The sequence below is a fragment of the Alkalibacterium gilvum genome, from assembly GCF_900109085.1.
In the GTDB taxonomy this organism is placed as follows: domain Bacteria; phylum Bacillota; class Bacilli; order Lactobacillales; family Carnobacteriaceae_A; genus Alkalibacterium; species Alkalibacterium gilvum.
Window position 1 is genome coordinate 18,566 of record NZ_FNYW01000026.1, and the last position, 11,652, is coordinate 30,217.

Below are 11,652 nucleotides of genomic sequence, written 5' to 3' on the forward strand. Positions count from 1 at the left end.
ACCAAATCTTCTATGTTATTTTACTTACCAATCTTTCCTGATATCCAAATATCCCTGTAGGGCTTTTTATATAGAAAAAACAGAGCTTTGGCTCTATTTTCCGATTTATCTTCAGGAATTTTATCTTAAAAAGTCGAAACTCATGACGATAAAGGTGTTTCGTCATGAGTTTCAATATTTTACTGGCAAACTTATGATGCAAACGAGTTATCTTCACAAGTTATGTCGTTTTAATCGAAAACTTCGTACGATAACTACACATTATCATTTCTTCATATTAATCCCTCTATTATTTATTCATTTGTCACACTATAAAAATAGAAGACGTTAGTGGATATTTAACCACTAACGTCTTCTATACATTTTAAGGTCTTAGTTATTGAAATTATTTGATTTCAATAACTATTTTACCCTTAGCATGGTGTGTTTCACTTATTTTGTGAGCTTCACGCAAGCCTTCTTTTGTAAGAGGTAATTTATGCCCAATTTGAGCTTTGATGATTCCTTTACTCATTAGTTCGCCCATTTCCGCTAACTGTTTGCCATTTGGATCGAGCCATAGTGCTTTGGTTTCGATATCTCTTTTCGCTGCTTTTTCAGCATTTGGTTGACCAGAAATTGAAACAAGTTTTCCGCCGTCTTTAACAACATCTAGACTTTTTTCAAGAATATCTCCACCCATTGTATCAACGACAAGATCAGCATCTTTGACAACATCTGTAAAGTCCGTTGTTTTGTAATTAATAAACTCATCTACACCAAGTTGTTTGAGGTAGTCTTCATTCTTACCGCTTGCTGTTGAATAAACATAAGCGCCAAAGTGTTTAGCAATTTGAATGCCAAGACTTCCTACACCACCAGCTCCAGCATGAATAAGAACTTTGTCTCCAGACTTAATTTTCCCAAAGTCAAGAAGACTCTGCCAAGCAGTTAATCCTGCCAATGGTACAGAAGCTGCATCATTGTAACTAACATTTTCTGGCTTAAGCGCTACTAAGCTTTCATCCACTGCAACATATTCAGCATATGTTCCATTTGCCATAGCTGGACGAGCGAATACCTCATCTCCTTCTTTGAATTTTGTAACATCGCTTCCTACTTTTGAGACAACGCCTGCTGCATCCCAACCTAGGATCAGCGGGAATTCAAAGGGCATATTTTCAGAAAAATAGCCGGTACGAATTTTCCAATCAATAGGGTTAATTGATGTTGCGTGCATTTCAATCAGCACTTGATTTGATTTAATTTCGGGAATAGGTAATTCTTTTTCAACAAGTTCATTTGCTTCACCATATTGTTCAATAACAATTGCTTTCATTTTAAATAATTCTCCTTTGTTCTCTGTCTGATTACAACTATAGCACTAAGAACGTCACTCACCAAATAGATTGCTCACAACTTAAATTACATTGATCTATAACTCTCTACCCTTTAGATCTTCTAATTTGCTATTTTACTCCAAGCCTTTTTTAATTTTAGGTGCCAAAATCAAATAGACGATTCCACATAAAGCAAGGACGAAACCTGAATACGTTAGGATTTCTGTCCAGCTACCACTTTCAGACAAGATTAGATCATTCCCTTTGTAAGCCCAGTAGAAGGGATTCCAATAAAAGAACGGCTGCCATTTATCTCCTAATAATTCGATAGCTAAAACCCCTGCTATCAGTGGGAGGAACAACAGTTTAATACTCCCGGCAGCACTGATGATATCTTTATTGGTTAGACCTTCTATAAAGCCAACAAGTATACTCAGTAAGCTTGTAATGACAACAACGAGCAACATCTGAAAGATATTTACATTTAAAAATCCGGTTATAGCAATCAAGGCCAGTGTTCCAAAAACTGAAAGTAAAACACCCATCATAGACTTCCCTAGTATAAAAGTAAGTCTAGATGTCGGCGTAACATTCATTGCATTCAGTGTATTATCTACTTTTTCCTCTACTACATTCAACGCAATCAGCATGCCGCCAAGAATTGAAATGAAAAGAATCGCTGTATTAACGAGTGTTTTTTTAAGGGGAGGAACTGTTTTCCCAAATTCAATTAATTCACTATTTGAGTCCACCATATCAATATCTTGCTCATACAAGCCCGTCAATAGTTTGGCGTAATCGACAATACCTTCAGACTCATTTCCTTGAGTCAATAAATAATAGGCATCTCCTTTTTTAAGGACTCCAATCATTGCATCCCTATTTCCAACACGCTCTTCTACTTTCTGCTTATTTTCAAATAATTCTACATCCGCGAATTGCTCGAAATAAGAAACTTGCTCGCTGTTTTCTCCTTCAATTAAGGCAAGGTTGATTGTTGTATCATTTATTCCTGGAGAAAATACGTTGATTAACACACCAAATAAAATGGGGATAATCAGAATATACAAAGAAATAAAATCTTTAGCATTCACTTCCAAGTCTCTTGTAAAAATAATCCAGATTCTCTTCAACATTATTTTCCCTCCTTACCCTATCAAGGTTTTTTTATAACGATAATTTGAAAGGACAAACAGTACACTTCCTGCTGCTAAGAAACCTGCAGACATTGTTAAAATGTACGTCCAATCATTATTCCCAAGTATGATGGATTTAAACCCCTCAAGCATCTGATAACTTGGGATGATAGTTATCCACGATGGGTTCCAACTGGGTATAAAGTAAGCGATTGACGGGATGATCATCAGCATCATCACTAAATATAAGGCTCCAAATGCTTGCATGATATTATTATAAAAACTAGCAATCAGTAAACCGAGTGATGAAGCAAAGAAGGCCGACGTAACAAGTAAGGCTAAAAGCAGTAAATAATCCGGTTTAAATTGCATAAGGGGTATGAGGATTAGAAAACTAGATACAAGCGTTGTTAAAAGGATGACCCCTATTTTACTCATCAAGTAGTGCCAGACAGGTGACGGAGTCAAGGCGTATGCTTTAATAACTCCCTCTTGTCTATCCAAAAATATATACGCTGCAATAATGAATAGCCCCATCAGCGCACCATTGAATACAAGTACAGAGGGTAACATGTTTTCTCTATCCGACAGTCTTTCAGTGTTTGTTGATAGTGATTTCACTTCTTGATTTAAAACATCACTTTGAAGATTATCTGTTGATTCAATATTAAGAATTTTCAATAAGTTTTTGTACTTATCTGATTCATATCCTTGAAGGTAGTAAGTGTAACTGGGCTGGTTCTCATCGTCGAGTCCTATGACTGCAGCTACTTTCTGCTCTTCTTCTGCCATATAAATAGTGTCTTTCTGACTTTCTAGAATATAAATTTCCTTGTCTTCTGTTGTATACAAGGTTGCATTTTTTTCATTATCATCTATTTCAACAGTGACGGCCTCAGCATTTCCATCTAGGGTTTCATCATTTATCGCTTCTAAATAACTTATCCGTACCTCTTCAGGCATATCAAGATATAAATATTCAGCGCTTTTGGTATTAAAATTTTCTGGAACAGCGAAGATAAAAATAGCTAAAATTAGAACGGCCATAAATATTTCAATGTAAAAGTAAAATCCTCTAGAGGCTATCTTTAACTCTTTTACAAAGCTTGAAAAGAATTTCATTCTAAACAAGCCCCCTTCCAGTCACTTTGATGAATATTTCTTCTAGCGTGGCTTCTTTGGTATGCATCGTTTGAATATTGTGCTTTTCAATCAGTGTTTGTAAAGCTTTTTTATCTTCGGGCAAAATTGTACTAAAGGTTTCTGCTTTCACCTCATTATCTTCAATATAATTTACCTCTACGAGTTTTTCTCCATATTGTAATTTTAAATTTTCTGGGGAGTCAATCAATTTAATTTCGCCGTCTACGATGAATGCCACGCGGTCACACAATTCATCGGCTATAAACATGTTGTGTGTGGTTAAAAAAATCGTTACCCCTTTCGCATTTTTTCTTTTTATAATATCTTTTATATCCGCAGCAATTGCAGGGTCTAGCCCAGTAGTCGGCTCATCCAGAAACCAGAGTTCAGGATTATTGATCATTGATCTTGCAAAGGTCAGTCGGTGCTTCATTCCCTTGGAAAATTCTCCAGCTTTAATATTTTCCTTTCCCTCTAAACCAACAAGACTTAATAGCTCCTTTGAATCAACTGTTGGAACATCAAATAACTTGCTGTAAAAGTCCAGATTCTCTTTCGCCGTTAACTTACTGTAGACATTTGACTGTTCAAAACTCATACCAATTTTATTGAACATGTCTTTGGATATATTTTTGATATCATAATCAGCGACCACAGCTTCTCCCTCTTGTAATTGCAATAGCCCTGTTAGAATATTCTGAACTGTTGATTTCCCTGCACCTGATGGACCTAAAAAGCCAAAAACTTCTCCTTTTTTCACTTCAAAACTTATATCTTTGACTTGATACTTATCATCCTTGTTATATGAATGTGATAAATTTTTAACATGAATCATTTACTTTACCTCCTTTTTATAGAAACTGTCTTTCAATATATCAATGTAGCTGTAGATTTCTTTTTCTATTGCTTTATAGTTAAAGGCTTCTTTATTAGCTGCTATCTTTTTTCTGTATTCATCCCCGCATTTTTCTATCGTCCAGCGAATGATATCAATTGCTTTTTTCTCGTTCACGCTTTCTTTAAAAAGTGAATAATCAATATTTTGGGTATAAATCTGACTGTAAAGAGCCAGAGGAAAGTTAGGATGTTTCTGTATGATTTCCTCTGCTGTTTTGTTTTCAAATACTTTTAAAGAAAAATCAGACAGATACGGGAGTTCCTGAAATAATTTGAATTTAATCAGCGATATCTCCTTGATTCTGATAAATATATCTTTTTGTTCCCAATTCAATTCTTTTACAATTTTTTCTGAAATGATTTGTATCACATAGTACTCTAGATACTCATAGAGTTTCTTTTTTGTTCCAAAGTAATGATACAAGGCTCCTTTGGAGATTCCTGCGTCTTTAACAATTGTATTGGTTGACGCATTTTGAAATGAATGCTTGCTAAACTCCTTCATGGCGCTATTTATAATGTTCGTTTTTTTCTCTTCATCTAAATTTGCAAGTAAATCTTCGATAAGTCTTTCCCCCTTTTCCAAGGCATTGACTGGTCCGGTCAATTTAATTATACGATATTTGACTAGTCTGGTCAATTGTTTTTCACTTCTTTTCATCTGCTTGAATCTAACCTGTTAGTACTTCATTGATTGAGTGATTAAAATCACTTAAACTGCTTCTCTGTTATGTCTCTTTTTAATCACAAAAAAGTTGTGTTCCAGAAATGAATCATCATTTCTCAAACACAACTTCTTTGAAACAATTATTTTTACTACTATTTTAGAATGTAGCTATTTTTTTCAACCACTCTTTTGCCTTTAAAACAACATCTTGGTTGATAGAATGTCCATTGCCCCATGTAGTCGTGACGTTTGCTTTTCTTTCTTTGAATAGGTCAATGACGCGATGACTTTCCTCTTCAGAAACGATTGGGTCTCCTTTTCCAAGAGATAAAAAGACGTCAAGGTCACTAAAATCTCTATCTACTTTTAAATCTATTGGAAAAAGTGGCGCAAATAGAGCAGCTTTCTTAAATGCTTTAGGATGATCAAGTATCATTTGAATAGCGATATTTGATCCGTTAGAGAATCCTACGAGTACAACATTTTTCAAGGCAAAATGATACTCTTCAGATTTACTTATGATAAAGGCATAAAGCTCTTCACTGCGTTCTTCTAAATCGTCCCAATCATACTGCCCCTCGCAGTGACGTTTAAAGAATCTGTTCATTCCGTTTTCATTTACGTTTCCTCTAATGCTTAAAATATTATATTCAGGATTAAGCGTTTCAGCCAGAGGAACTAAACTTTCTTCATTTCCACCTGTACCATGCAACAAGATAAAAACCGGTGCATCTTTAGCGTTCTCTTTGTAAATATATTCCATTTATTATACTCCTATCTATGAACTCAGGGTCTTTCTAAAGGGAAAATCCGCCCAACTTCAGCATAATCATCCCCTGCTAATCGACTGACAGCATTTAATTTCAAAGGATCAATATACCCGTTTTTATAAATCGACTTGTCGATATGATAATGTTTTACTTTCAGCAACAATAGATCTGCGGTTGGCTCGTTCTGTTCATTATAAATAACCATCGAATCATACAGTTTGGTCTCATACCTTACTTTTGCTTCATTGAGTCCTGGAACACGAACCGTTTGTGAATCGATTGTTGTAAAATCAGATATATCAAGTTCACTTTCATCCGCATCGAGTGGCGTCGAGGTCTGATTTGCTGCTTCTACATTGTTCGCATCGACAATGTGAACCACTGCTTCCTGATTTTCAAAAATATTTCTTGCAGTATCCTTATGCCTGGTTTCTGTGCGTTGGACAGCAATAGAAAATATCGGCGGATCGTAAGTCACTATATTAAAATAACTGAACGGCGCGATATTCACGATCCCCTTATTCGAACGCGTTGAAACAAGAGCGATCGGTCTAGGGATCACAGAACCGATAAGGAATTTTTTCTTTTCTTTTGCTGTCAGTTCATTGGGCGAAAAATTCAGCATATCATCCACCTGCTTATATATCCAGTTCAGACAAGCGGGTTTTATATTCCTGCCTTCTATGCTCATACTGTGGCGGCAATTTCAATGCGCGTCCAAGTGACTCTTTATCTTCGTCTACAGCAAAGCCGGGTTCATCGGTAGCAAATTCAAAGACCACTCTACCTCTTTCGTAGGTGTAGATCGATTCGAAATAGTTTCTGTCTTTTACTTCAGTCACTCCGAATCCTTTATCCATTAGACGTGATTGCCATTTTTTCAACGTTTCTTTATCAGGTACAGACCAGGCAATATGGTGAACAGTCCCAATACCAAATCTGCCTAAAGGCTCTTTCGGTAAAGATGTGATGATATGATGCTTTTCTTCGCCTGTTGTTTCATAATGAAGATGACGGTTGGTACTGGTCACTTTTTTCATCTGCATGATATCAGTCAATAACGTTTCGGTTCCTTCGGGATCGTTTGACAACAATACGGCTCCATGGAAAGAAAGGATATCTGGTTGCTCCGCAGTCCTTTCCCCTTCAACAATCGCGAGTTCAAGACCATGTGGATCATCGAATTCAAGTGTTTCTTTATTGAATAACTGCGTTTTATCCACGTTTATATTTTGACTGGTCAAGTGGTCATGCCAGTAACCCAAGCTGTCTTTCGGTACTCTAAACGCGATCCTTCCAACCTGCCCACTACCTTTTCTACCATAGTTATCATTCGTCCAAGGGAAAAAGGTAATAATGGTTCCAGGTGTTTCCTTGTGATCGCCAAAGTATAAATGATACACATCAGGATCATCAAAATTCACGGTTTGCTTAACAAGTCGCAGTCCCAATACTTCTCGATAAAATTTTATATTTTCGTTAGGATCTCCAACGATTGCGGTAATATGATGGATTCGCTTGATTGCTTCCATAATTCACTTCTCCTTTTAAAGTCAGTTTAAGACCGTGTTGTGTCAAACGGTTTGATTTGTGATTCTATATAGTCACGCTGAGGTTCTAGAAATGGAGGGAGAGATAAACTTTCTCCAAGTGTTTCATACGGCTCATCACCCATGAATCCTGGTCCGTCAGTAGAAAGTTCGACAAGGATATTACCGATTCTTGTGTACAGTGCTTCAAAATAGAAACGGTCTACTAATCCTGAATGTCTTAGACCCATTTCATCGTATTTGTTTTCCCATTGTTTTATCGCTTCGTGGTCTTTCACTCTAAATGATACGTGATGGACCTGTCCGTAACCTTCCATGCCCGCTTTCCCAGTGTCTTTTCTTAAAATAACTTGTCCGCCATTGCCACCTTCTCCTGTTTCTATCAGCGCAACGTCTTCGGTTTCTTGATTTAGTCTCATGCCGTAGACATCAAAAAGAATTTGCTTGAATTCATCAAAGTAACTAACTGTGATTTCTACCGGTCCCAGACCATAAATTGCTTTATCTGCGGGTACAGGACCTTCTTTCCAAGGTTTACCTGATGCGACACCTTCATTGTTTTCATCTGAGAAAAGCTGATAACGCTGTCCGTCTGCTTCTTCGAACGGTAGAGCTTTCTTACCGAAAAGTGTTCTGATCCCCTCATTTTTCACATCATTTTTCTTGAAACGATCCAGATAATACTCAAGTGCTGCATCATCTGGAACTCGGAACCCAACTCTTGAAATCGAGTTTGTCCCTCTAACGCCTTGAGGAATCCCAGGAAAATCAAAGAATGTCATGTCTGTTCCTGGTGAGCCTTCATCATCGGCAAAGAAAGTATGATAGGTGTGAATATCATCCTGGTTTACTGTCTTTTTAACGAGTCTCATTCCTAGTACCTCTGTAAAAAACTTATAGTTTCTCATTGCATCATCTGTTATCGCTGTAACGTGGTGAATTCCTATTGGTTGATCTGTCATTTTATATTAACTCCTTTATATCGATGTTTCATTGTTATTATTGGCTGAAATCCGAGCCTTATTTCCCGAATTAATTGATAAGTTAGACTAAACATTTCTATATATCTCTAATTCGAGATAAATTCATTATACATGACTCTTCTGACTAGGTCAACTGATCGATCCGTGATTGATTCTCCATTTTTTTCTCTTTAATGGAGAATAATGTTCACTCTCAAGATGCTGAGCCCTGAGTTCGACATTTCAATTTCAAAAGTGTTCACTCACGAGTTGCTGAGCTCCGAGTTCGACATTTCAGTTCTAAAAGTGTTCACTCACGAGACGCTGAGCGCTGAGTTCGACATTTCAATTTCAAAAGTGTTCACTCATGGGACGCTGAGCCCCGAGTTCGACATTTCAATTTCAAAAGTGTTCACTCATGGGACGCTGTGCTCCGAGTTCGACATTGCGTTTTAAAAAGTGTTCACTCACAAGATGCTGAGCCCCGAGTTCGACATTGCGTTTTAAAAAGTGTTCACTCACAAGATGCTGAGCCCCGAGTTCGACATTTCAATCAAAAAAATGTCTGCTCAACCCAAATCGAGCGCCGAGTTTAACCTTCTCTCCAAATAAAAAAGAGAAAGTCAGCTATGTCTCGCAACAACTAACTTTCTCCTTGTATATAAAACTCTCGCTTTAAATTAGATTAAACAGACACATCAACGAACATACTCAGTATATACTCCAGTCCTAATCCTAATAAAATCCACAATACCTGCACAATTGTAATCGCTCGTTTAATATGGCTCTCCTTTGTTTTACCTGAAAAGTATATTAAAAGAAATAAACTGGTCATTAATATACTGACACTTGCACTAACAAGTATAGTCACTTGGACATTACGTTGTGCCAATATAAAATTGATCAAAACACCTGCAGAGCTTGAGTAAAAAATAGCTTCCCATATCTCATTTTTATAGACATCTTCTTCTTTTGATAACCACTGAGTAGGGAATTTAATAAGGGCGTACTGAATACTTAACCCTATCAATCCACCTATAACTCCACCAAGGGACCCGACGACACCTCCTGTAACAAGTACTACCGTCTCTTCTCTTGCAGTTAAATTCGCATTGAAAGTAAGCATTTCATAAACTGCCAGGGCAATAAGTATAAGTATAAATATCCCCATTGCTGTCTTTGGAAATTCTTTCTTGCCATTCATTTTATCAGCCATAGTTCTCCTCCTAAAACTCATTGGAATTATTTAAAAGTCTCCTCTCTTTATTATACATATCTCGATAATAACTATCTTGCCAAAACACAAAATAATATATTACATTCATTTCCTCTGTTCTAAAATATTTTAAACCTGTTTAATAGTTATTTTATTACCTTATGTATGATAAAGTATTCATAGATCTACATATCAACATTTAATATTAGTTGAAAATTTATTGAAGGAGTGATCTTATTTTTACATTAGGTAGAATGATTGATTTAAAATACAAAACAAATCTTATCGTAGTTATCCTTGCAGCGCTTGTGTCTATTGCTGGCTGGATTGTGACTGGAGGATTCATTTCAGGATTATATATCGGAGGTGGCACATTTTTAACTTGGGCACTTGCTAGAGAGATTGATCCGAAACACGAGTATTCAGCTCTTTTAGCCGCTGCTATTTCTTTAATTAACATTTTTCATTACGAATCTATTTCAATATTGATTATCGCCTGGCTTCTCTTAACGCTGAGAATGGTCAATGGGCTTTGCGGTAAGCCAGTAACCATATTTGATATGTTATTGGTTTTAGGTCTCACCACCTATCTGTCCTTCAACAGCGAAAACAGCATTTACCTTATCGTTTTCCTTTTAGCTTTAGCACTCGTTTCAAGAGGGCGAAAGCTAACTAGAACACTTGTCGTTATAAATGCTATTGCATCGATCTTGTTCTTGTACCAAAGTTTCTTCTTGGATTATTTGAGTTTCAACAGTTTCGGTAGTTTAAACACGCAAACCGTCTATTCACTTATTTTATTTGGTATTTCTTTCGTTCTTTTCTGGTTTTTATCAAAGGAAGATGCGGTTGACGACACGGGAAATAAAGCAGACAGATCCAGATTATTAGCTGGGCAAGTCTTATATAGTGCATCCATTATTCTCTTGGTATTCTTTGATGCAGTCAGCACAAACAATCTGATTATTTATGTATCAGTTATTATAGCCATCACTCTTTATTACATCGGAGTAAAAATTTTTAAAAGAAACTAATATTTACCGAACCGTAACACGCGGTACTACGTGACATTTTATATACATGAAAGAGGCTGGGACTTTTTTGTCCCAGCCTCTTTCATGTGACTTATGTAATATATTAGACGATCATCTCACGCTTACTCGTTCAAGTCGTATCGGAAATTTTTTTAGATACTCTTATTTCCTATCCTCCTTATTGTAAATAAAATTAATTCGTGCTTTATTAAAAAAACCTCACTAAATTACCACAGAATAGCGAAATGCGTGTTAAAATAGAACGGTAGAGACTTATTGAAAGAAGGATGAAACTATATGGAAAAAATTAAATTAACGACACTTACGACTAAAGGTGGTTGTGGCTGTAAAATTGGGCCAACTGAATTACATGATGTACTGTTTGATTTACCTGCACAAAAGAAAGATCCTAATCTGCTCGTCGGTTTGGACACCGGTGATGACGCGGGCGTTTACAAGCTGACTGATGATTTGGCAATCGTCCAAACACTTGATTTCTTTACACCAATCGTTGATGATCCCTATGACTTTGGTCAGGTAGCCGCAGCCAACGCATTGAGCGATGTATATGCTATGGGAGGAAAACCTGTCACAGCACTCAATATCGTTGCCTTTCCTATATTTGATCTGGATAAATCAATACTGACAGAAATCCTTAGAGGCGCCAGCGACAAGGTGCAGGAAGCGGATTGTAATCTAGTTGGCGGGCACTCTATCGATGATAAGGAACCTAAGTTTGGCTTGTCCGTTACTGGAACGATCCATCCTGAACAGATTTTAACGAATGCGGGCGCAAAAAAAGGCGACAAACTAATTCTTACTAAACCTATTGGAGTTGGCATATCAACCACTGCCATAAAACGTGGTTTACTTTCTGACGAAGAAATCAAACGTGTCACAAATGTCATGGCGACACTAAATAAAACAGCCGCAGAAACAGCGAGTGACTTTGACGTTC

12 protein-coding genes are annotated in these 11,652 nt (G+C 36.8%); 2 read left to right on the forward strand and 10 right to left on the reverse strand.

Features of this window, described 5'->3' with window-relative positions; genetic code table 11:
• Positions 1-385: 385 nt before the first annotated feature.
• The 10 genes from BMX83_RS07205 to BMX83_RS07250 all read right to left on the reverse strand — a co-directional run bounded on the left by BMX83_RS07205 (position 386) and on the right by BMX83_RS07250 (position 9,660).
• Positions 386-1,318, reverse strand: coding sequence for an NADP-dependent oxidoreductase (locus tag BMX83_RS07205; protein WP_091635338.1), 933 nt, complete (start codon positions 1,316-1,318; stop codon positions 386-388).
• Between the two features lie 135 nt (positions 1,319-1,453).
• On the reverse strand, positions 1,454-2,455 hold the full coding sequence (locus tag BMX83_RS07210) for an ABC transporter permease (RefSeq protein ID WP_091635341.1): 1,002 nt from the start codon (positions 2,453-2,455) through the stop codon (positions 1,454-1,456).
• Between the two features lie 12 nt (positions 2,456-2,467).
• A complete protein-coding gene (locus tag BMX83_RS07215) occupies positions 2,468-3,577 on the reverse strand; it encodes an ABC transporter permease (protein ID WP_091635343.1) in 1,110 nt (369 codons plus the stop codon).
• Between the two features lies 1 nt (position 3,578).
• Positions 3,579-4,433: an ABC transporter ATP-binding protein gene (locus BMX83_RS07220; RefSeq protein ID WP_091635347.1), complete on the reverse strand. Its 855-nt coding sequence runs from the start codon at positions 4,431-4,433 to the stop codon at positions 3,579-3,581.
• Positions 4,434-5,135, reverse strand: coding sequence for a TetR/AcrR family transcriptional regulator (locus tag BMX83_RS07225; RefSeq protein ID WP_218141930.1), 702 nt, complete (start codon positions 5,133-5,135; stop codon positions 4,434-4,436).
• 184 nt (positions 5,136-5,319) lie between these two features.
• The gene (locus BMX83_RS07230; protein WP_091635349.1) at positions 5,320-5,925 is read right to left on the reverse strand and encodes an alpha/beta hydrolase; all 606 of its coding nucleotides are present in this window, start codon (positions 5,923-5,925) and stop codon (positions 5,320-5,322) included.
• Between the two features lie 23 nt (positions 5,926-5,948).
• Complete coding sequence (locus tag BMX83_RS07235) at positions 5,949-6,557, reverse strand: flavin reductase family protein (RefSeq protein WP_091635352.1); 609 nt, start codon at positions 6,555-6,557, stop codon at positions 5,949-5,951.
• Between the two features lie 13 nt (positions 6,558-6,570).
• Positions 6,571-7,464, reverse strand: coding sequence for a VOC family protein (locus BMX83_RS07240; RefSeq protein WP_091635355.1), 894 nt, complete (start codon positions 7,462-7,464; stop codon positions 6,571-6,573).
• Positions 7,465-7,490: 26 nt separating this feature from the next.
• Positions 7,491-8,444 carry a ring-cleaving dioxygenase gene (locus BMX83_RS07245; RefSeq protein WP_091635358.1) on the reverse strand — a complete coding sequence of 318 codons (954 nt, stop codon included), beginning with the start codon at positions 8,442-8,444 and terminating at the stop codon, positions 7,491-7,493.
• A 685-nt stretch (positions 8,445-9,129) separates the two neighbouring features.
• Positions 9,130-9,660 carry a hypothetical protein gene (locus tag BMX83_RS07250; protein ID WP_091635361.1) on the reverse strand — a complete coding sequence of 177 codons (531 nt, stop codon included), beginning with the start codon at positions 9,658-9,660 and terminating at the stop codon, positions 9,130-9,132.
• A gap of 254 nt (positions 9,661-9,914) precedes the next feature.
• Here BMX83_RS07250 and BMX83_RS07255 point away from each other — a divergent pair, with 254 nt between their 5' ends.
• Together BMX83_RS07255 and selD are read left to right on the forward strand one after the other, a co-directional pair.
• Complete coding sequence (locus tag BMX83_RS07255) at positions 9,915-10,694, forward strand: LTA synthase family protein (RefSeq protein ID WP_091635363.1); 780 nt, start codon at positions 9,915-9,917, stop codon at positions 10,692-10,694.
• 297 nt (positions 10,695-10,991) lie between these two features.
• Positions 10,992-11,652: selenide, water dikinase SelD (gene selD / locus BMX83_RS07260; protein WP_091635366.1), on the forward strand; the 661-nt coding region annotated here is incomplete at its 3' end.

What these genes read in the sequence shown, in the direction of transcription:
- BMX83_RS07205 (WP_091635338.1), bottom strand. Translation starts at nt 1,318, where the DNA reads ATGAAAGCAATTGTTATTGAACAATATGGTGAAGCAAATGAACTTGTT.
- BMX83_RS07210 (WP_091635341.1), bottom strand. Translation starts at nt 2,455, where the DNA reads ATGTTGAAGAGAATCTGGATTATTTTTACAAGAGACTTGGAAGTGAAT.
- BMX83_RS07215 (WP_091635343.1), bottom strand. Translation starts at nt 3,577, where the DNA reads ATGAAATTCTTTTCAAGCTTTGTAAAAGAGTTAAAGATAGCCTCTAGA.
- BMX83_RS07220 (WP_091635347.1), bottom strand. Translation starts at nt 4,433, where the DNA reads ATGATTCATGTTAAAAATTTATCACATTCATATAACAAGGATGATAAG.
- BMX83_RS07230 (WP_091635349.1), bottom strand. Translation starts at nt 5,925, where the DNA reads ATGGAATATATTTACAAAGAGAACGCTAAAGATGCACCGGTTTTTATC.
- BMX83_RS07235 (WP_091635352.1), bottom strand. Translation starts at nt 6,557, where the DNA reads ATGCTGAATTTTTCGCCCAATGAACTGACAGCAAAAGAAAAGAAAAAA.
- BMX83_RS07240 (WP_091635355.1), bottom strand. Translation starts at nt 7,464, where the DNA reads ATGGAAGCAATCAAGCGAATCCATCATATTACCGCAATCGTTGGAGAT.
- BMX83_RS07245 (WP_091635358.1), bottom strand. Translation starts at nt 8,444, where the DNA reads ATGACAGATCAACCAATAGGAATTCACCACGTTACAGCGATAACAGAT.
- BMX83_RS07250 (WP_091635361.1), bottom strand. Translation starts at nt 9,660, where the DNA reads ATGGCTGATAAAATGAATGGCAAGAAAGAATTTCCAAAGACAGCAATG.
- BMX83_RS07255 (WP_091635363.1), top strand. Translation starts at nt 9,915, where the DNA reads ATGATTGATTTAAAATACAAAACAAATCTTATCGTAGTTATCCTTGCA.